Origin of the sequence: Phenylobacterium deserti (genome assembly GCF_003254705.1) — a bacterium.
GTDB classification, from domain to species: Bacteria; Pseudomonadota; Alphaproteobacteria; order Caulobacterales; family Caulobacteraceae; genus Phenylobacterium; species Phenylobacterium deserti.
On sequence record NZ_QFYR01000003.1, the window covers coordinates 107,738 to 123,731 of the forward strand.

The window sequence follows — 15,994 nt, forward strand, 5'->3', positions numbered from 1 at the left end:
GAAGCCTACCCATTTCGACGCAGTGTTTCCGTGCGTGGCCGCTCGTTTCCGCCCGCTACCGTGTCGAAATGTGGGGTAACTTTTAGGATGGCGCGCCGGCCGATCAACCGACTGACCGACCGGATGGTCCGATCCATCAAGCAGCCCGGCCGGCACGCGGACGGAAACGGCCTCTACCTTCAGGTCGATGACAGCCTCGCCAAGCGCTGGGTCTTCGTCTTCCAGTGGGAGGGCAAGCGCAAGGAGATGGGCCTAGGGCCGATCGACTTGGTGGGCTTGGGCGAAGCCCGCGAGGCGAGGGACCGGGCGCGCAAGCTGGTCTTCAAGGGCGTGAACCCCATCGAAGAGCGCAAGCGGACCAAGGGCGTTGCACCGACCTTCGGCGAGCTGGCGGACGAAGTCGTGGCCGCGCTCACCTCCAAGAACCCCAAGCACAAAGACCAGTGGAAGATGACCCTCACCGAGTACGCGGGGAGTCTTCGCCCGCTGCCGGTGGACGCGATCACCACGGACCACATCCTCGAGGCGCTTAAGCCGATCTGGAACACCAAGCACGAGACGGCCTCCAGAACCCGGGGGCGCATTGAGCGGGTGCTGGACGCGGCCAAGGCGCGGGGCTTCCGCGAGGGCGAGAACCCGGCCCGCTGGAAGGGACACCTTGCCCTGCTGCTCACCCGCCCGCGGCAGGCGGTGAAGCACCACGCCGCTCTGCCTTACCGGGATCTGCCGGCCTTCATGGTGCAGCTGCGGGAGCGGGTCGGCATCAGCGCGCGGGCGCTGGAGTTCACGATCCTGACCGCGGCGCGGACCGGGGAGACAATCGGCTCCACCGCGCAGGAGTTCGACCGCGAGCGGCGCCTATGGATCGTGCCGGCCGATCGGATGAAGGGAGGTCGGGAGCACCGCGTGCCGCTGACCGACGCCGCGATGGCGGTTCTGGAGGCGATGAACGTCTGGGACCTGAAGCCCGGCGCGTTTCTCTTCCCAGGAGCCAAGGCCGGAAAGCCCATATCCAACATGAGCATGGACAAGGTTCTTCGCACGATGGAGCTGGACGTGACGGTCCATGGCTTCCGGTCGGCGTTCAAGGACTGGGCGGAGGATACGACCAACTTCCCGAGCGGGATCATCGAAGCGGCTCTCGCTCACCTGGTCGGGGATGAAACGGAGCGGGCCTACCGGCGGGGCGATGCCTTGGAGAAGCGGCGGGCCCTGATGGAGGCGTGGGCCGGCTACTGCGCCAAGCCCACCGCCCAGGTGGTTTCTCTAAGCCGCCCGGTTTGACTCCACGCCGACAGGGGCGCGGAGGAGGGCGGCCATCAGGTCGTCATGCATCACGTAGCGGTGGCCGTGCTGCGAGCGCCAGGGCAGCTCGCCAGAGGCCATCATCTCGTAGATCTTGGTCTTCTTCCAAGGTGTGCGGGCGACCACTTCGGCGACCGTGTACGCTAGCTTGTCACTCATCCACGGTCCTCCTCATCTGAGCCTTGGTGACGGCGGGCTTGTTCATTTTGGTCTCCCGCACGAGTCGTGCGCGGACGTGGGGCCCTGCCCACGCTCGCTCGTCTCGCTCTGCCCTGTGGCCCGGAGCGCGCGCAGCATCGCCCTGGCGTGAAGGTGGGCGCTGTCTATGGATGCGATACCGTTGAAGTGGGCATTGTCATGCCAGTCGCCAAACGGCTCAGCCAGTGCGTAGAGCGCTACGGTGCTGTCATGAAAAAGCCAGTGGGTGAGCTGGCGCGCGTAGGCAGGGTCTCCATCAGCTCGTTCAAGCATACGCCCGAACAGCACTCGACCGCGCGTACCTAGCGTCTGGTAGAAGGCCGCTTCTGCCGACCTGCTTCGCTTGGTGGTCACGCGGCCTCTCCATCGAAGATGGACGCTTGAACCGGCTTAGGTGGGGGATCCTCGAAGAGCCGGGGCTGGCGGTGCGCCTCTTCGAGCCACCGGCAGGCCATCTCGAAGTAGGTCGGGTTGCGCTCGATGCCGATGTAACGGCGCCCTGACTGGATGCAGGCGACGCCGGTCGTTCCGGATCCATTGAACGGATCAAGGATCATGTTGCCGCGCTCACTTACGACGTCCAAAAGGGCAGCCATCAGTGAGACAGGTTTTTCGGTTGGGTGCCGCCCAGGGCCGCCCGCTGTGGGCGCAACCGGGAACACGTCAAGGCGTCGTGCCGCGTTCCGTGACGCTTGTTCGCGCGCCAAGCTGACCGTCTGGTCTTTGGCCTTAACAGCCGCGGCGTAGCTCGCCAGAAACTCCTGATCTGGCTGGAGCACTACCTGCAGAACAGCCATCTGCTCGGGCGTGGGCAGGCAAGCAGCCTCCTCCCAGCGGTAGCAGAGGCCGGTTTTCTTACCGCGCACGGCGATATCCACGGCTCCCTTAGACAGGCCAGCGGCCTCACGCAGGGATCGCAGCCGCGCGGCGAACGCCAGCGCCTTAGGCTCGCATACGCTCCAGATCTTCGTGGGGTGGCAGTAGTAAATTGGCTCGTACGAGTAGAACATGCCGTCTTCGGACACGCGCCCGCCGAGCTTGTTCCACACCAACTGCCGGACCTCATCGAAGAGCGCGCCGAGCAACGGGTCCAAGACCTGCCGTTTCTCTTGGGCGAAGAACGTGAGCAGAGTGTCCGATTTCTCTGCGACCAGAGGCAGCCAGGACATCGTGAACCGCGCAAGTTCCCGCGTAGTCATGTCGTCCCATTCCTCGCCGAGAACACCGTAGGGTGGGTCCGTCACGACGGCGTCGACCTTGCCGATCGTCGGCAGGATCTCCCGGCAGTCGCCCAGGTACAGCGTGGCGTCGCCGATCTTCTCAACGCGAGGGCTCATCGTCCGCCCTCCGCGTTGGAAGAGGTGGGGGCTCTTCCCTCTGCTGCCGATCCATTGACCGGTTGAGGTGGAAGAGCGGCGAGGGCGCAGTCCGCGAGTTGGTCGGCCTCCAGGCTGCTGAGAAAATACCCCATGTGTTCGAGCTGGTGGTAAAGCTCGTAAGCGAGCCCGTTCCTCAGCGCTTCCCTGGCTTGCGCCAGAACCGGGTCACTCGACGGGCGTGTGGGCGAGCGCTCTTGGGCGTCCGCGCACGGCTCGCTCCGGGAGGAACCCCCTCTTCCTTCCTCTCCCGATCCAGTGACGGGTTGGGGTAGAGAGGAGAGGTGTTTGTCGAGCGTCGTGCTGTTGGCCCACGCCTCGTTCGGATAGACGGGGTCGCACTTCGCCCAGACGTCTTCCTCTGGCCTCTGTCCCTGCGGATCTAGCGCGTCCACGAAGCCGCAGCGGTAGCCCTCGTGGAAAGATGCCTTCAGCGCTTCCCTGGCTTGCTCTACCCCAGCGTTCGTAGGGGCGGGGGAATGGAGGGCGGCGAGGACTTCGCGCAGAGCCGATTGCACAGCTGCTTGCCCTTGAGCGTCGAACCGCCACGGACGTTGCTGGAGCAGGTTCTGCTCAACGATGGCGACCGACAGGCTGAGGTTGCCCAGCATGCTCAACCCTCCCAGTAGTTGATGTCCGCGAGCGCGCAGGCCTCCGGGCCTTCCTCGCGTTGCCAGGGCTCTTCCCAGTAGGTCGGAGCGGCCTGGGCGGCGTACTCGCAGACGCTCTCGCCATCGGCGAACGTCTCGCCAGCGACCGCCACCATCTTCTCGATGAAGCGGCGCTCGAACTCTTCCCGCCCTACCGCTTCTCTCAGGGGTTGTGAGGGGGGAGGATTGTCTCTCCCAGGGTCGCATCCAGCGCCCTGCGGCGCGCGGGAGCCCATATCCCGCGCTGCCTCCAACGGCGTGACGACCTGTTGGGCTTGGCTTTCGACGGTCTGCGGCTGGTCGCCCCAGAAGAACTCACCGCTGCTTGCGATGTACGCCTCGATGGCTCCGCCCGCCGTTCGGTACTCGGTCTTCAAGCAGACCTCACCGCTGGCCGACATGAATAGGCCAACCGGGCACTCCGCCAGCGAGACACGGCGACGATAGCCAGGCGCAACCCTCAAGGCCGCAACCGGGTCAGGTGACGGGCCTTCGGGCGAGCGCGGGATATGGGTTCCCGCGTCCGCGCACGGCACGCTCTGGGCGCGCTCATTCTCTTCTCCCAAGCGCTCGCTGGAGGGGTTGGGGGTCATTGACTCAGCCATGCTCGGCTTCCTGTTGAGCTTCGCGGAACTGGCGTGCCGCTTCATGGGTGATCAGCAGATCGAGGCCTGAGCGGAGACGGATGCAGAGACCGTCAGGCGCAATCTGGACCTCATGGGGCGGGAGGCGCTTACGGACGGAGCTGTAGGCGCTCAGGAAGTCCGTGGCGGCTTGGGCGAGGGGGTTCATGCGCCCTCCTTGCGGACGACCTGCCCGCTCAGCTTCTTGCGGAGGTCGGTCGGGAATGGGCGACCCACCAGGCGGCTGTTGCTCTTGATCGGGCGCTTGGAAGCCACTGGCTCCTCGATGAGCTTCCGCTGCCGCTTCGCCTTGGAGATCTGCCAGATGTCCTGGCGGGTCTTATCCTTGTGGTGCGCGTAGCAAAGCACGATCAGATTGCCGTCTTCCTCCGAGCCACCGAGGGCCAGAGGGATGTCGTGGTCGATCTCTAGCCGCATGGTCTCAGTGCAGCCTTCGCGGGCGCACTGGTGGTCGTGTGCGTCTAGGATGCGCTTGCGACGGGCCGGGGTCATGGCCTTGCGGGGCGTGCCGTCCAGCAGCTCGCGGGCGATGAAGAGCTTCATCAGGCGGCCTCCGAGGAGACGTTGTTGGCGTCTCCCCGGCCCTGGTCGCTGTCGTGAAACTGTACGCCGTGCTGCGCGCCGAAAGCGGCGATCAGCTCCAGCAGGTCGGAAAGCTCCTCCTTGGTCATGTCGGAGGTGCGCATGCCGAGGGGCACGTAGGTGCCAGCGTCGAGGCCAGGGACCACGCGCGCCTTCCGCAGGCTCGCCGTGAACACGTCCTTCCAGTCCTCGGGCGTCAGCTTCGCTCCGTACCACTCGACCTGTTGAGCCACGTCCGTCAGGCGGGCCCAGAGCGCGGAGTTCTGCTCGGTCGTGCGCCGATCGCGCTTGAACTCCACCAGTGCGCCGTCAGGGGCGTGCGTCAGGAAGTGCATCGCCCTCTGACGCTCCCGCCGATTGATCAGCCTGAAGAGGACGCGGCTCATGGTCAGGCGGCCTTCGACGCTTGACGATCCGCAAGCTCGCGCCCGGAAATAAGCGAAGCGCCTGCCTCACCCAGGGAAGCGCGAAAGGCCTCGTCCAGGCCGGCTTCCTCCTCGGCTACAGCGGCAGCGCCAAGCAGCTCCTCGCGGCGCGAGTGGATCATGTCGCGAATGGCGTCGAGCCAGCTCAGCGGCAGGTGCGCCGTGCGCTGGTCGAACTCCGCCTCCCACTCAGTCAGGCGCGTGATGTCGAGGCTGTTCAGCTCCTTGCGGATCTGCTCGTCGTCGCCGTCGCGCTTGGCTTGGGCGGCCTTCTTGCGCTCCACGATGGGCGCGAACTCCAGGGCCGGGGCTTCGCTGAACTCGGCATCCTGCGCGGGCTCCTGCTGTTGCGGGGCGGCGCGCTGGGGCTGCTCCTGAACGATGTCGTGAACTTCCTCGGGCACGTACATGCCGGAGGTGGCGCCGGGGCACACCGTGCGGACGCCCTCGCTCACCGTGCGGGCGCGGAGCATCTGCCGCGGGTACTTGGTGTACATCGCGTTGTTGGAGAGACCGGCCTTTTTGGCGCGATCCAGCGTCCAGTCGATGCGGGCAGAGCCGCCGGCCGGGTGACTGAAGGTGGCGTCCGCCTTGGCGTCGCTCAGCTCGTGCCACTCGACCTTGCCGCCGCTGGCCAGGAAGTCGCGCAGCATGGCGTCGGCCTTCTTGGAGGGGCGGTTCTGGATGATCGAATAGTCCTGCGCCGCGGTCGCCGGGTGGCGGCCTTCAGCCTGGGCCACGAGGCACAGGGCCAGCGCCTGGTCGGCGTTCTTGACCCCGAAGAGCTGGGAGGCGGCGAAGGCCTTGGCCATGCGCTCAAGGTCGGAGACGGCGTAGGTCGCCGTGGTGGTGGTCAGAGCGTTCATTGCGGGTGCGCCTCGATGCAGGTGGGGCAGACGACCAGGCTCACGGCCTCGCAGAAGTCGTCTGCAGTCGCGGGCTGGCCGCACAGGTCGCAGAAGGGGGAACTGGACGGCTCGACACTACAAAGCTCGAACACCGCCGCTTCTGCGGGCGTGAAGGGAGGGGTGAGGGCCAGAGCGTGCTCGGGGAGCCGCTGACCTGACTGGTAGGCGGTCCACCAGTCGCCGGCCTTCGTGAGCGCGCTCATGACAGCACCGCCCGTTCGATGCCGATCAGCAGAGCCGCCGCAAGGACGCCCACAGCAGCCGCGATCATGTGAGGGATCACCACAGCCTTGCGCCGGGTCAGGGTCTGGACGCAGCGAGCGCCGAGCTTTTCAGCGGGGGAGAGGAAGGCCTCGCTGGTGAGGATGACGGTTTTCACGTGTCCCTCCCTTGGGTGCGGAGTTCGTTGGCGTGAAGGAAGGCCAGCACGGCGCTAGCGGCGCGGGTGGCGACCTCGACCTTCGTTTCCAGGGTCAGCGGGCTATCGGGGTGGCTGAGGCTGCCGATCAGCTCGATGGCCGATCGCATCGCCTTGTGCTCGCCAAGCAGCTCACTCAGCGTGAGTTCGCTCATTGCGCCCTCGTGTTCTGTTCAAGGATGGCTTCGATGTCGGCCGTAGAGAGGGAGGCGATCTCTTGCGCGAGGGCGAAGAAGCCTCCGTCTGGGCGGGCATCCGGCCAGGGTTCGCGGTTGTCGTTCGTCGCGCAGGGCGGCTGGGTGGTCACGGCGTCCATCACTCGCCCTCGGCTTGCTGACCGACCTCGGCCATCTCCAGCCGCGCCCGCTCCGTCAGCACGGCGATCTGAGCCCGCTGTTGCGCCACGTGCGCCTCAATGATCGGGATCGCGAGCGACCACGGCACGTCAAACAGCCGTTGTGAGTTGTGACCGCTCGGAACGCCGAGTTGCAGGCCAGCTTGCCGCCGCCCGAAGGCGTCCCGAACGTCGGGGGCTTCGCGCCGATCCTTCGCCTCGCGCAGCTCCTTCAGGAGCCCCTCGGCGGTCTCGACCTCGCGGTAAGCGAGAGCGATGTCCATTGCGGTCTGTTTGGTGATCGCAGCCATCACGCCGCCCTCGCTTGCTCAGCCGCCCGAGCCCAGGCCTCAGCCTTCAGGCAGGCGTTGGAGAGGGCGCGGATAGCGTCAGCCCCGGTGAACGAGACTTCGCCGTCAGAGCCGGTGATGGTGAGGACGGGCCAGGGGCCGCGGTCGTCGTAGGTGACCTGCAGGCCTTCGCTGTCCTCGCGGTAGTCGCGCGGACCCGGCAGGCCCAGGTCGTAGGCGTCGCCCTTGCAGGTGCTGTCGATCAGCGTGCGGGTGCGGGGGGCGATGTATCCGGTGCAGTCGGGCATGGATCAGCTCCGTCGTTCGATGGAGCTAGAATATCGGGCGGTCCGATAATGTCAATCGGGAAAGGCGATATTTTCCGATACGCCGATGCGCACGCCACCCTCAGGAGGGGCGCGTTCGATAAGGCTGAGCGATATTTTGGCGGTTAGCGGCGAGCGCGGGGCAGGCGTATCGGCGGCGCCGGCCGGTCAACGGGCTTGTACGCTCCGATCACCACGTAGGCGATCTCCGGAGCGTCTTGGTCGTCATCGTTCAGATAGATGGGCGCCTGGTGTTGTGGGTCAGTAGACCGGGGCCACAGCGCGATGCGGCCTTCTGCCTCAACCATGATCTGCTTGATGGTGGCCTCGCGCAGCTCGCCTTGTCGGGCGTAGACCACCACGAAGTCGCCGGAGCGCACGTCTGTGTCCGCCGCCGAAACGACGCACACATAGGTTCCGTCAGGAAACTCAAGGTTCACGGAGTCGCCGATCACCTTCAGGTAGCGGCGCGGCACTCGGTCGTATCCAGGCGTGGCGATAGCGGGCAGCACGTATCGGTCCTCCGGAGAGTACTCAACCGCCAGACGGAAGGTCCCGCCCTGAACCTCGCCGACGACCTCAAGCTCCTGCGCAAGTAAGGGGCCACGTTGAGCGCTTGTCCCTGCGGCAAAGTAACCGTGGGTCACGCTTAGCACCCTAGACAACTGGTCCGTGTAATCGCGCCAGCTCTCTAGCGCTCCGCGTTCCCAGTCTGAGACGACCGACTGCACCACGCCAAGGCGGTCAGCCAGTTCTTTCTGGGTGAGCCCCGCGCGCTTCCGCGCCTCGCGTATGCGCTGTCCGGTTTCCACGTGGGCGCTCTGAGTCGCTGCGTTCGCCATAGGGCGCGCAGTAAGCACAGCGCTCATCGACGCTCGCCCGATATTTCGGGGCTTGCGATAATCGATAGACGCGATATTATCGGATCATGTCCGATACAAACGTGGTCCTCCACCTGAAAGCGCGGTTCGGCACGCAAACGCGTGTGGCGGAGGCCGCTGGCATCAGACCGCACACCCTTTCGGAGCGCAAGGAGCGCAACACGCTCACTCATGAGCAGATGCGGCGCATCCTGCGCGCGGCTCCTGAGATGGGCGTGGAGATCTCGCCTGCGGACTTCTTCCCTGAGTTTGCGCAGGAACCGGCCAAGCCGAAGCGTTCGCGGGGCTGATCGTGGCCCGCGAGATCCCGCTCACCAAGGGCAAGGTCGCCATCGTTGATGATGCGGACTTCGACTGGCTCAGTCAGTGGAAGTGGATGTGCAGCAACGGCGGTCGCGCTGTTCGCGGCCCGCGCGGCGAAGAGCGATACCCCAAGCGGCATCGCCTGATCATGATGCACCGGCAGCTGCTGCAGGCGCCGGACGGTCTTGAGGTCGATCACATCGACGGCGACCCGCTCAACAATCAACGCAGCAATCTGCGCCTGTGTACGCACCAGCAGAACATGAAGAACCGGTCCGGCTATCGGTCCGATAAGCTCAAGGGCGCGTTCTTCAATCGGTCGATCGGCCGCTGGCAGGCTGTGATCGTCTGTGACGGGCGGCGCCATTACCTGGGAACCTTCGGCGCGGAGTTGGATGCCGCCCTGGCTTACGACAAGGCTGCTCGTGAGCTTCACGGCGCATTTGCCCGTTTGAACTTCCCGGACGAGGCCGCCTGATGCGCCTGGGTCCGCTCTTCATCTTCAGCTTCTGCACCAGCTTCTGGTCTGCAGTCGCTTTGGGGGTGCGCCATGTCCTTGGCTAGCACCTCACTCAGCATTCCCGGTCGCACGAGCCCAACCAGTCTGGCCGGGGCCGGCGAGAGCCTGCGCGTTTCCTCCCGCGTGCAGGCTCTCCCGGTGCTTTCGATTGAACCGCGCTGCCGCTCGCCAAAGCGACACGCGTTCAAAGACATCTTCGCTCTGGGACATCGCCGTCAGAAGCCGGTCCCGAGCAATCAACGCATCACACTGAGTTCCCACCTCCATCGCTGCCAACCCGTCCCTGTGACTCGTCGTCCTGCGGCCCTGCGCCGCAAGCGAGGCATTCATGGCTGACGGGATGGCGGATTTCATGGGGTACGACCCGCAACCTTTGCGGTTGACTGCAAGCCTAGGTGAAGCAGTCAGCCAGTGGCTGAAGCAGGAGCATCCGACGAACACGGCAAAGACCGTGGCGCGGATGATCGACTGCGACACCCGCACGGCCGAGAACATCGTGGCTGGGCACCTCTCATCGGTGACCCTGACCAAGCTCCTCAAGGCCTACGGGTGGTCTCTCCTTTCTGCGGCGGGGGCTGCAGTCATTGGCGAGACTTACGAAACAAGCATCGCCCGAGAAATTGAGGACATCGCCAATGAGAGGCGAAAACTGGATGCGCTCGAAACGCATCTTAGGGGCCGTTACGCGCGCCTGCGCGCTCGTCCCACTGTGGGCTCTGGTGGCCTTCGCGTGGCTTCTTCGGAAGACCCTGACGCCGGCCGCTCGGATCGCCGGTACGGTTGAGGACTTCGCCCTCACCCTGATCGAGCGGCTGCGGGGGGAGGGTTAACCATGTTGACCCGCTTTCCCAAGCTGCACGCCTTGCTGACCGGCGAGCCCAAGCCCCTGACGCTGGAAGATGATCCGATCGTCAAGCGCCTGCGCAAGCGCATGGCTGAAGCCCGCGCGGCTCACCGCTCCTGCAAGCCCTTCCAGGAAGAGCTGAGCGCCTACGTCCACTCCCTGCTGCGGCGGGGTGGCTGATGACGCTCACGCTTCCCTGGCCGCCTGCGGTCAACAACCTTTTCCTCAACGTGCGCGGCAAGGGCCGGGTGCAGTCGCCTCGCTATCGCGGCTGGCTCGCCGAAGCGCTTGCAGCTGTGCGAGCACAACAACCGACGCGCATCGTTGGTTCCTTCCACGTGCGCGTTTTGCTGGATCGCCCCGACCGTCGCCGCCGGGATCTGGATGGGCTTCTCAAAGCCCCGCTGGACTGCTTGGTGAAGGCCGGCGTGGTGGAAGACGATAGCCTCGCCCAGTCCATCGCCATCGCCTGGTCTGACGCTGAGCCCAAGAAGCCGGGCGCCGTCCGCATCTGCGTGGAGGGCGTCTGATGGCGAAGCCTTTCCGCAAGCCCGATCGCAACACGGTCGTCCAGATCATCAAGGAAGAGGCGCGGGCGCATCACGTCTCGCCGGCCGCGGTGACCAACGCCAGCACGCGCCGCAAGGCCGTCGCCGCTCGTCAGAGCGCTATCGCCCGCATCATCCAGGAGACCGGCTGCTCAGAGCGCGGCCTGTCCATGGTGTGGGGTCTCGATAAGTCGGTGATCCGGCGCGTGATGGAGGAGGTCGGGCGCACGACCCCGGCGTGCGACCAAGACACACTCTCCCGGCTGGCCTGGCAGTACGGCTGGGCTCGCGCCCGCCTGATCGCCGCCGGCCAAGATCCCAAAACCCAAACAGACCTGAGCGCCTGGGCGCGGCTCGGTCAGAGGAGCGCAGCATGAGCTGGACGCCTGAACGTTTTGACGAGATGGCCCGCCTGTGGGCGAACGGCTGGTCTGCCTCTCGGATCGCTAATGAGTTGGGCGGCGTCACCCGCAACGCGGTGATCGGCAAGCTTCATCGCGCGGGCATGAAGCGAGCGGCGCCATCCAAGCCTGCGAAGCCGAAGGCTCCGCGCCCGTCGCGTGCTGTGGCCCCGAGGCTGGTGATTGCTGGGCGTGGCGCCGTCGTGGTTGTCCCGCCGGCTGGTCCGCCGCGCAAAGAGCTTCTGGCCCACGCCTGGCAGCCGCTGAAGGTCTCCACGCCCAAGGTCTGGACCGAGCGCCAATTCGGCGAGTGCTGCTGGCCGGTCGGCGGGGAGGGCGCGGAGACGCTGTCCTGCTGCGCGCCGGTCCACAAGCAAGGCTGGTGCGCAGATCACTTCCGCCTGGGGACCAATCCCCAGCCGAAGAAGAAGGCCCGTTCCCTGGAGCGCATGGCTCTGCGAGCTGCGGCATGAAGCGGCCCACAAGATCGCAGATTGTTGTGGACGGTGAGGGCGTTAGCGACAAGTTAACGCTTCGTAAAACGAGCGAAGCAGTAAACAATGTTCGCATGATCTTCCCTCGCTTCATCTCCATTGCTTTGCGCAAATACAGCGCTCAGCCGGAGTCGCGAGACGCCGCTTGCCGCATGTTGCTGATGAACGCCGTGCGGCTGTGTGTGGCGCATCTCGGTCGCAAGAAAGCGGCTGAGCTTGTGCTGGAGGCGCTGAAGTGACTGTCGCCACCTTGCCGATGAGCGCGCCGACGCCGCTCGCCAACATTGACGCCGAACTGTCGCTCGTTGGCTCGCTGCTGTACGAGAACAAGCTTGGCGAGCAGCTGGCCTATGTTTCGGCTGAATACTTCTATGACGGCTTCCTGTCTCGCGTCTGGGAAGCCTCCATGGACCTCATCAGCCGCGGAGACGTGGCTGACCCGGTCTCCGTGGTGGAGGCTCTGGGCGAGGGCGGCGAGGAGCGGGGCATTCTGGCTCGCCTGGTGGCCGACGCTACGCCGGGCTCTGCCAAGACGCACGCCGACATCGTGGTCAACGCCGCGCGTCTGCGTCAGGTGGCCGGCATTGCCGACGATCTGCGCCAGGCGGCCCGCAGCGGGGCTGACGCCTTTAACCTGATCGCCAACGCTGAGCGCGACTTCGCCCGGCTCGTGCAAGAGGCCGCGCCGGCTTCCACCAACCTGATCGACGCCCGCTCGTCCGTCCACATGACGCTGGACGAGATCGACCGGGAAGCCGTCCAGGGGCGCGCTCGTGGCGCCATGACCGGTCTCCGGTGCTTTGACCGCCGCCTGCGTGGTCTGCGCCCCGGCTGGCTCGTGGTGGTCGCTGGTCGCCCTTCGATGGGGAAGACGGCCCTGGCCCGTGCAGCGGCCTTCGGCTGCGCCCAGCGGACCAAGCATCAGGTCGTGTTCTTCGCCCTGGAAATGGCTCGCCGGGAGCTGGACGAGCGGACGTTGTCCCAGATGAGCCACATGGCCGGGGACGGCATCGCCTACAAGGATATGAACGGCGACACGCTGGACGCGTCCGATCGGGCTCGCCTCCGGGATCTGGCCCACAAGGTCCCGACCAACTTCATCATCGACGACAGCCCGATCCTGTCGGTGGACTATGTCCGTCGCCGGGTGCTGGCCCTGAAGCAGCGCGGGCCGGTCGCCGCGGTCTTCATCGACTACCTGCAGATCATGGACCGGCCGGACGCCAAGGGCCGCAACGAGGCCTCCGTCATCGGTGAGATGACCAAGGGCCTCAAGCAGCTCGCCCGCGAGGCTGAGACCTGCGTGGTTCTGCTGAGCCAGATCAATCGGGGCGTCGAGAGCCGGGACGACAAGCGCCCGCAGCTGTCAGACCTGCGGGAGAGCGGCGCCATCGAGCAGGACGCCAACGCGGTGCTCTTCCCCTACCGCGAGGTCTACTACCTCGAACGTTCCGAGCCCACCGAGCGCGGCAAGCGTGCGGCTTGGGAGGAGCAATGCGCCCTCATGCATCGCCGCATGGACGTGCTCGCCGCCAAGGTCCGCCAGGGCTCGGTCGGCAAGGACGAGCAGGTCTACTACGCCGAGTACGACCACATCGAGGATGCGCCGGAGGACGGTCAATGACTCCGGTCGCCTTCCTGAAGCAGATGCTGGCGGCCGGCGTGGATCTGGATACGGCCATGGCTGCGGCCGAAGCGTTCGAGCGGAACGCCCAGGCTGAGCACGACAAGCTCGTGGCGAGCCTTCTGGACCGCCTGTCTGTGGACGTTCGGGCTGAGCAGCGCCGAGCCAAAGACCGTGCTCGGAAGGCGGCTGGAAAGTCTGGAATTCCGCGGAATTCCGCAGAAACCGTGGAAGCGGCGGAGCCCAAAGAAAGGTCCCCCGAACCCCCTAAAGAAAATACCCCCATCCCCCCCCTAAAGGGGGGTACTTCCCCCGCTGAAGCTGGGGATTTGGCCGGAGAGGTTGGTTCTAACCGACACCCCGAAAAGCAAATCACTGACTGGGCCTCGGAGATTTGGGACTTCTGTCCCTCAATCGCGCGCCGCCGCAGCAGCAAGGCCGACCTCGAGCGCGCCCTGCGATCGGCCCTGAAGCGGGGGCAAGACCTCGCTGCGGTCACCGAGGGGCTTCGGGCCTACTACGCCTCGCCGGACGCCCGGAAGGACAACTGCCAGTTCGCCAAGGGGCCGCACGTCATGGTCCGCAACGAGCGGTGGGAGGCCTACGAGGCTGAGCCCGACCCGGTGTCCCAGCTGGTCGAGGAAGATCCTTGGCCGCGCCGTCTGCTGCAGTGGGAGCGCGCCGCCTACTGGAACTCCGAGTGGGGCCCGAAGCCCGGCAAGCCCGGGTACCGCGGCCCGCCGCTTGCGGAGCTGGCCGCATGAGCCTCGCCCACGCCAACGACGCGGTGGGCGAAGCCGCCAGCAAAGCCGCCCTCTGGGCCATGTTCCTGCGGGACAACCTGTTGGTTGCCTCGGCGAGCAGCGCCAGCCGCGAAGCCCGGTTGGAGGCCATGGTCAAGGTCGCCACGGACTGGAACCGGATGGTTCGGGCAATGACCGATCTGCTGGATGCCGCGCCCAACTCGGCGCAAGCCGGCAACGAGTACGACGCCAAGCTTAGGGACTTCATCGAGACCAGACTGGGGGCTGAGCATGAGTGAAAGTGCCTGGTACGCCGTGAGGACTGCGACGCGGAGGGAGCGCAAGGCTCTCCAGTCGCTGAACGAGTTCGGCTTCACCGCCTTCCTGCCGTGCGAGACGCGCTGGACCCATGACCGGAACGGCAAGGACGTGGCCTATAGCCCGCTCTTCCCCGGCTATCTCTTCGTGCTGATCCGCCCCAGCGAGATCCACGACGTGCTGGAGATCGACGGCGTCCACGACTTCGTCCGCTGCATCGACGGAAGCGGGGAGGCGGCGCCCATGCCGATCCCGGCCAAAGCCATCCTCACCATCCAGGCGGAGGAACGGGCAGGGGCCTACGACCGCACGAAGAGCAAGCGCCGCGTCTACCGCCCCCGCAAGGGCGACCGCGTCATGGTTGAGGCGGGCACGTGGCTGGGCTTTATCGGCAAGGTGCTGGCGACGCCTAGGGGCGAGCGCGCGCATGTGATGCTTGAGGGGCCGTTCGGCCGGGGCGTGACACTCAACTCCGACCAGCTGAGGGCGGCGTGAGCCCGACGCTTCAGGAGGAGTACATTCGCGCAGCCATTGCGCTTCGTTTCGGCCGGAGCGGAACGTACCTGTGCATGATCCCGACTGGATCTGGAAGGGATGCCTGGTCCTTCATCCGCAAGGTGGCGCAGCTAGCCGAGCGACACACCACATCTAGCGCCGCGACAACCTGACTCACCCAATTAGTTGTTGCAAAGCTTGCGCGCGCGAGGCATAGTCCAGGCTAACTACCGAAGCAGGTAGCGGGACGCCGGCTGGACCGCAACGCGCGGAACGAAACACTCCCTCAGCGAGGGTGGCCGATCCCCGAGGTACCGGGCACGACGCCGGGCCTCATCTGCGAAGCGGTGACCAGACTCCAACCGCGAGTGGGATAGCTAGCGCTCCCTAGCCCAACAGGCCGCGGTTGGCCCAAGACGCCCGCCCGACACACACGCTTCAGCGCTTTGACCAAAGAGGTCGGAAGCGGGCTCCCTACAGTGAGGACGCAGTGAGCTTCCTGACCGATAACCCGGACATCATGATTGCAGCGCTCGCCATTCTCGTGCGCCGCGCGGGTGGGTCGGTGACCATCACGGAAAGCGAAGTCCCCGGCGAGTTCAACCTGATGAGCAAGTGGGGCGAGGGCGTCCTGCACCTGGCGCTCGATGAAGGCGCTGAACTCAATCAGATCGGCACCGCCTAGCGGGCGAACCCATACCGAGAGGCCAGCATGAGCCTAGAAGCCCACCTTCGCCGGATGAAGGTTGGCCCAGCGGTGGCTGAGCGAGTGCTAAGGCTCAACCCGGACCCGCAGGAAGGCGAGCGCCTCCGGGGGCTGCACTACAAGCGAGCAGACGACCCGCGCTTCTGGTTCTTCATGATCTCAAAGGGGCAGTTCATCCGAGAGCGCGGAAGGGCGGCCTACGCGGCGTTACCACGGCAAGCGATTTACAAGCAGGGCCGGCGCGAGTTCGTCCGCAGCGTCTACGCCTACCAGCCAGCTTAGCGCCTAACCCGGAGCGTCCCATGACAGACGCCCAAGCCTGATGGCTCTCCGCGACTTTCACGGATTGATCCAGAAGGCCTTCCTAGACGCCTCATCCATTCCCTGGCGCACCTACGAACGAGACTGCTTCTGGATTGTAGAGAAGTGGGTCCGCCAACCCCACAAGCGCGGTGAATGGCTCCACGTCTGCAAGTGCGAGAGCCAGGACGAAGCCGAAGACTTCCTGGTGGGGAAGCTGACGCAGGAAGACTGAGCGCTGTAGCCCCATAAGTGGGGTTCAATCCACACGGCCCGGTACGGCTCCATCATGAGCCACATGACCGGTAAGCCGCAGCCCACTGAGACGCGTTCCGCCCGCCGCACAATCGGGCGCATGAAC

31 protein-coding genes and 1 pseudogene are annotated in these 15,994 nt (G+C 65.6%); 16 read left to right on the forward strand and 16 right to left on the reverse strand.

The annotated features are described in order from the left end of the window. Window positions 1-87 precede the first annotated feature (87 nt). On the forward strand, window positions 88-1,284 hold the full coding sequence (locus tag DJ018_RS13120; protein ID WP_111515414.1) for a tyrosine-type recombinase/integrase: 1,197 nt from the start codon (window positions 88-90) through the stop codon (window positions 1,282-1,284). Here DJ018_RS13120 and DJ018_RS13125 read toward each other — a convergent pair. From DJ018_RS13125 to DJ018_RS19665, 16 genes and pseudogenes are all read right to left on the reverse strand, one after another. Continuing rightward, on the reverse strand, window positions 1,267-1,464 hold the full coding sequence (locus DJ018_RS13125; protein ID WP_111515415.1) for a hypothetical protein: 198 nt from the start codon (window positions 1,462-1,464) through the stop codon (window positions 1,267-1,269). The two genes, DJ018_RS13120 and DJ018_RS13125, sit on opposite strands and share 18 nt — an antisense overlap. Window positions 1,465-1,853: 389 nt before the next feature. After that, a complete protein-coding gene (locus DJ018_RS13135; RefSeq protein WP_111515417.1) occupies window positions 1,854-2,840 on the reverse strand; it encodes a DNA methyltransferase in 987 nt (328 codons plus the stop codon). Next, complete coding sequence (locus tag DJ018_RS13140; RefSeq protein WP_111515418.1) at window positions 2,837-3,490, reverse strand: hypothetical protein; 654 nt, start codon at window positions 3,488-3,490, stop codon at window positions 2,837-2,839. The genes DJ018_RS13135 and DJ018_RS13140 overlap by 4 nt, the downstream gene beginning before the upstream one ends. A gap of 2 nt (window positions 3,491-3,492) precedes the next feature. After that, on the reverse strand, window positions 3,493-3,906 hold the full coding sequence (locus DJ018_RS18980) for a hypothetical protein (RefSeq protein WP_133254288.1): 414 nt from the start codon (window positions 3,904-3,906) through the stop codon (window positions 3,493-3,495). Window positions 3,907-4,126: 220 nt separating this feature from the next. Then, a complete protein-coding gene (locus DJ018_RS13150; protein ID WP_111515420.1) occupies window positions 4,127-4,321 on the reverse strand; it encodes a hypothetical protein in 195 nt (64 codons plus the stop codon). Continuing rightward, entirely contained in the window at window positions 4,318-4,716 is a 399-nt protein-coding gene (locus DJ018_RS13155; protein WP_111515421.1) for an HNH endonuclease, read from the reverse strand. Before DJ018_RS13155 ends, DJ018_RS13150 begins: the two co-directional genes overlap by 4 nt. Further along, window positions 4,716-5,141, reverse strand: a complete 426-nt coding sequence (locus tag DJ018_RS13160) for a recombination protein NinB (RefSeq protein WP_111515422.1) — start codon at window positions 5,139-5,141, stop codon at window positions 4,716-4,718. The genes DJ018_RS13155 and DJ018_RS13160 overlap by 1 nt, the downstream gene beginning before the upstream one ends. A 2-nt stretch (window positions 5,142-5,143) precedes the next feature. Then, on the reverse strand, window positions 5,144-6,046 hold the full coding sequence (locus tag DJ018_RS13165; protein ID WP_111515423.1) for a hypothetical protein: 903 nt from the start codon (window positions 6,044-6,046) through the stop codon (window positions 5,144-5,146). Continuing rightward, on the reverse strand, window positions 6,043-6,291 hold the full coding sequence (locus DJ018_RS13170; RefSeq protein ID WP_111515424.1) for a hypothetical protein: 249 nt from the start codon (window positions 6,289-6,291) through the stop codon (window positions 6,043-6,045). The genes DJ018_RS13165 and DJ018_RS13170 overlap by 4 nt, the downstream gene beginning before the upstream one ends. Then, complete coding sequence (locus tag DJ018_RS13175; RefSeq protein WP_111515425.1) at window positions 6,288-6,467, reverse strand: hypothetical protein; 180 nt, start codon at window positions 6,465-6,467, stop codon at window positions 6,288-6,290. Before DJ018_RS13175 ends, DJ018_RS13170 begins: the two co-directional genes overlap by 4 nt. Continuing rightward, window positions 6,464-6,661 (reverse strand): hypothetical protein, encoded by a 198-nt coding sequence (locus tag DJ018_RS13180; protein ID WP_111515426.1) that lies wholly within the window; start codon window positions 6,659-6,661, stop codon window positions 6,464-6,466. The genes DJ018_RS13175 and DJ018_RS13180 overlap by 4 nt, the downstream gene beginning before the upstream one ends. Then, window positions 6,658-6,822 carry a hypothetical protein gene (locus DJ018_RS19220; RefSeq protein WP_165842917.1) on the reverse strand — a complete coding sequence of 55 codons (165 nt, stop codon included), beginning with the start codon at window positions 6,820-6,822 and terminating at the stop codon, window positions 6,658-6,660. Before DJ018_RS19220 ends, DJ018_RS13180 begins: the two co-directional genes overlap by 4 nt. Beyond that, on the reverse strand, window positions 6,822-7,151 hold the full coding sequence (locus DJ018_RS13185; protein ID WP_111515427.1) for a hypothetical protein: 330 nt from the start codon (window positions 7,149-7,151) through the stop codon (window positions 6,822-6,824). Before DJ018_RS13185 ends, DJ018_RS19220 begins: the two co-directional genes overlap by 1 nt. Further along, window positions 7,151-7,438 (reverse strand): hypothetical protein, encoded by a 288-nt coding sequence (locus tag DJ018_RS13190; RefSeq protein WP_111515428.1) that lies wholly within the window; start codon window positions 7,436-7,438, stop codon window positions 7,151-7,153. The genes DJ018_RS13185 and DJ018_RS13190 overlap by 1 nt, the downstream gene beginning before the upstream one ends. Before the next feature lie 143 nt (window positions 7,439-7,581). Next, entirely contained in the window at window positions 7,582-8,103 is a 522-nt protein-coding gene (locus tag DJ018_RS13195) for a LexA family protein (RefSeq protein WP_240609548.1), read from the reverse strand. Between the two features lie 48 nt (window positions 8,104-8,151). Continuing rightward, a pseudogene (locus DJ018_RS19665) lies at window positions 8,152-8,325 on the reverse strand (helix-turn-helix domain-containing protein); the annotation flags it as partial. Between the two features lie 59 nt (window positions 8,326-8,384). Here DJ018_RS19665 and DJ018_RS13200 point away from each other — a divergent pair. The 15 genes from DJ018_RS13200 to DJ018_RS13265 all read left to right on the forward strand — a co-directional run bounded on the left by DJ018_RS13200 (window position 8,385) and on the right by DJ018_RS13265 (window position 15,868). Further along, the gene (locus DJ018_RS13200; RefSeq protein WP_111515430.1) at window positions 8,385-8,627 is read left to right on the forward strand and encodes a hypothetical protein; all 243 of its coding nucleotides are present in this window, start codon (window positions 8,385-8,387) and stop codon (window positions 8,625-8,627) included. Window positions 8,628-8,629: 2 nt separating this feature from the next. Beyond that, a complete protein-coding gene (locus DJ018_RS13205) occupies window positions 8,630-9,118 on the forward strand; it encodes an AP2/ERF family transcription factor (protein ID WP_111515431.1) in 489 nt (162 codons plus the stop codon). Between the two features lie 370 nt (window positions 9,119-9,488). Further along, complete coding sequence (locus DJ018_RS18985) at window positions 9,489-9,944, forward strand: hypothetical protein (protein WP_133254289.1); 456 nt, start codon at window positions 9,489-9,491, stop codon at window positions 9,942-9,944. A 48-nt stretch (window positions 9,945-9,992) separates the two neighbouring features. After that, window positions 9,993-10,184 (forward strand): hypothetical protein, encoded by a 192-nt coding sequence (locus DJ018_RS13220; protein ID WP_111515434.1) that lies wholly within the window; start codon window positions 9,993-9,995, stop codon window positions 10,182-10,184. Next, complete coding sequence (locus DJ018_RS13225; protein ID WP_111515435.1) at window positions 10,184-10,534, forward strand: RusA family crossover junction endodeoxyribonuclease; 351 nt, start codon at window positions 10,184-10,186, stop codon at window positions 10,532-10,534. Before DJ018_RS13220 ends, DJ018_RS13225 begins: the two co-directional genes overlap by 1 nt. Further along, complete coding sequence (locus DJ018_RS13230) at window positions 10,534-10,929, forward strand: hypothetical protein (RefSeq protein ID WP_111515436.1); 396 nt, start codon at window positions 10,534-10,536, stop codon at window positions 10,927-10,929. The genes DJ018_RS13225 and DJ018_RS13230 overlap by 1 nt, the downstream gene beginning before the upstream one ends. Continuing rightward, a complete protein-coding gene (locus DJ018_RS13235; RefSeq protein ID WP_111515437.1) occupies window positions 10,926-11,426 on the forward strand; it encodes a GcrA family cell cycle regulator in 501 nt (166 codons plus the stop codon). The genes DJ018_RS13230 and DJ018_RS13235 overlap by 4 nt, the downstream gene beginning before the upstream one ends. Next, on the forward strand, window positions 11,423-11,686 hold the full coding sequence (locus DJ018_RS18990) for a hypothetical protein (protein ID WP_133254290.1): 264 nt from the start codon (window positions 11,423-11,425) through the stop codon (window positions 11,684-11,686). Before DJ018_RS13235 ends, DJ018_RS18990 begins: the two co-directional genes overlap by 4 nt. Beyond that, window positions 11,683-13,071: a replicative DNA helicase gene (locus DJ018_RS13240; RefSeq protein ID WP_133254291.1), complete on the forward strand. Its 1,389-nt coding sequence runs from the start codon at window positions 11,683-11,685 to the stop codon at window positions 13,069-13,071. The genes DJ018_RS18990 and DJ018_RS13240 overlap by 4 nt, the downstream gene beginning before the upstream one ends. A gap of 329 nt (window positions 13,072-13,400) precedes the next feature. After that, window positions 13,401-13,835 (forward strand): hypothetical protein, encoded by a 435-nt coding sequence (locus DJ018_RS18995; protein ID WP_133254292.1) that lies wholly within the window; start codon window positions 13,401-13,403, stop codon window positions 13,833-13,835. Next, on the forward strand, window positions 13,832-14,113 hold the full coding sequence (locus tag DJ018_RS19000; protein ID WP_133254293.1) for a hypothetical protein: 282 nt from the start codon (window positions 13,832-13,834) through the stop codon (window positions 14,111-14,113). Before DJ018_RS18995 ends, DJ018_RS19000 begins: the two co-directional genes overlap by 4 nt. Continuing rightward, window positions 14,106-14,627 (forward strand): transcription termination/antitermination protein NusG, encoded by a 522-nt coding sequence (gene nusG, locus DJ018_RS13250; protein WP_165842919.1) that lies wholly within the window; start codon window positions 14,106-14,108, stop codon window positions 14,625-14,627. Before DJ018_RS19000 ends, nusG begins: the two co-directional genes overlap by 8 nt. Window positions 14,628-15,117: 490 nt before the next feature. After that, entirely contained in the window at window positions 15,118-15,312 is a 195-nt protein-coding gene (locus tag DJ018_RS13255; RefSeq protein ID WP_111515441.1) for a hypothetical protein, read from the forward strand. A 27-nt stretch (window positions 15,313-15,339) separates the two neighbouring features. After that, a complete protein-coding gene (locus DJ018_RS13260) occupies window positions 15,340-15,615 on the forward strand; it encodes a hypothetical protein (protein ID WP_111515442.1) in 276 nt (91 codons plus the stop codon). A gap of 40 nt (window positions 15,616-15,655) precedes the next feature. Then, window positions 15,656-15,868, forward strand: coding sequence for a hypothetical protein (locus tag DJ018_RS13265; protein ID WP_111515443.1), 213 nt, complete (start codon window positions 15,656-15,658; stop codon window positions 15,866-15,868). The last annotated feature ends 126 nt before the right edge of the window (window positions 15,869-15,994 follow it).

What these genes read in the sequence shown, in the direction of transcription:
- DJ018_RS13120 (WP_111515414.1), top strand. Translation starts at nt 88, where the DNA reads ATGGCGCGCCGGCCGATCAACCGACTGACCGACCGGATGGTCCGATCC.
- DJ018_RS13125 (WP_111515415.1), bottom strand. Translation starts at nt 1,464, where the DNA reads ATGAGTGACAAGCTAGCGTACACGGTCGCCGAAGTGGTCGCCCGCACA.
- DJ018_RS13135 (WP_111515417.1), bottom strand. Translation starts at nt 2,840, where the DNA reads ATGAGCCCTCGCGTTGAGAAGATCGGCGACGCCACGCTGTACCTGGGC.
- DJ018_RS13140 (WP_111515418.1), bottom strand. Translation starts at nt 3,490, where the DNA reads ATGCTGGGCAACCTCAGCCTGTCGGTCGCCATCGTTGAGCAGAACCTG.
- DJ018_RS13150 (WP_111515420.1), bottom strand. Translation starts at nt 4,321, where the DNA reads ATGAACCCCCTCGCCCAAGCCGCCACGGACTTCCTGAGCGCCTACAGC.
- DJ018_RS13155 (WP_111515421.1), bottom strand. Translation starts at nt 4,716, where the DNA reads ATGAAGCTCTTCATCGCCCGCGAGCTGCTGGACGGCACGCCCCGCAAG.
- DJ018_RS13160 (WP_111515422.1), bottom strand. Translation starts at nt 5,141, where the DNA reads ATGAGCCGCGTCCTCTTCAGGCTGATCAATCGGCGGGAGCGTCAGAGG.
- DJ018_RS13165 (WP_111515423.1), bottom strand. Translation starts at nt 6,046, where the DNA reads ATGAACGCTCTGACCACCACCACGGCGACCTACGCCGTCTCCGACCTT.
- DJ018_RS13170 (WP_111515424.1), bottom strand. Translation starts at nt 6,291, where the DNA reads ATGAGCGCGCTCACGAAGGCCGGCGACTGGTGGACCGCCTACCAGTCA.
- DJ018_RS13180 (WP_111515426.1), bottom strand. Translation starts at nt 6,661, where the DNA reads ATGAGCGAACTCACGCTGAGTGAGCTGCTTGGCGAGCACAAGGCGATG.
- DJ018_RS19220 (WP_165842917.1), bottom strand. Translation starts at nt 6,822, where the DNA reads ATGGACGCCGTGACCACCCAGCCGCCCTGCGCGACGAACGACAACCGC.
- DJ018_RS13185 (WP_111515427.1), bottom strand. Translation starts at nt 7,151, where the DNA reads ATGGCTGCGATCACCAAACAGACCGCAATGGACATCGCTCTCGCTTAC.
- DJ018_RS13190 (WP_111515428.1), bottom strand. Translation starts at nt 7,438, where the DNA reads ATGCCCGACTGCACCGGATACATCGCCCCCCGCACCCGCACGCTGATC.
- DJ018_RS13200 (WP_111515430.1), top strand. Translation starts at nt 8,385, where the DNA reads ATGTCCGATACAAACGTGGTCCTCCACCTGAAAGCGCGGTTCGGCACG.
- DJ018_RS18985 (WP_133254289.1), top strand. Translation starts at nt 9,489, where the DNA reads ATGGCTGACGGGATGGCGGATTTCATGGGGTACGACCCGCAACCTTTG.
- DJ018_RS13220 (WP_111515434.1), top strand. Translation starts at nt 9,993, where the DNA reads ATGTTGACCCGCTTTCCCAAGCTGCACGCCTTGCTGACCGGCGAGCCC.
- DJ018_RS13225 (WP_111515435.1), top strand. Translation starts at nt 10,184, where the DNA reads ATGACGCTCACGCTTCCCTGGCCGCCTGCGGTCAACAACCTTTTCCTC.
- DJ018_RS13230 (WP_111515436.1), top strand. Translation starts at nt 10,534, where the DNA reads ATGGCGAAGCCTTTCCGCAAGCCCGATCGCAACACGGTCGTCCAGATC.
- DJ018_RS13235 (WP_111515437.1), top strand. Translation starts at nt 10,926, where the DNA reads ATGAGCTGGACGCCTGAACGTTTTGACGAGATGGCCCGCCTGTGGGCG.
- DJ018_RS18990 (WP_133254290.1), top strand. Translation starts at nt 11,423, where the DNA reads ATGAAGCGGCCCACAAGATCGCAGATTGTTGTGGACGGTGAGGGCGTT.
- DJ018_RS19000 (WP_133254293.1), top strand. Translation starts at nt 13,832, where the DNA reads ATGAGCCTCGCCCACGCCAACGACGCGGTGGGCGAAGCCGCCAGCAAA.
- nusG (WP_165842919.1), top strand. Translation starts at nt 14,106, where the DNA reads ATGAGTGAAAGTGCCTGGTACGCCGTGAGGACTGCGACGCGGAGGGAG.
- DJ018_RS13260 (WP_111515442.1), top strand. Translation starts at nt 15,340, where the DNA reads ATGAGCCTAGAAGCCCACCTTCGCCGGATGAAGGTTGGCCCAGCGGTG.
- DJ018_RS13265 (WP_111515443.1), top strand. Translation starts at nt 15,656, where the DNA reads ATGGCTCTCCGCGACTTTCACGGATTGATCCAGAAGGCCTTCCTAGAC.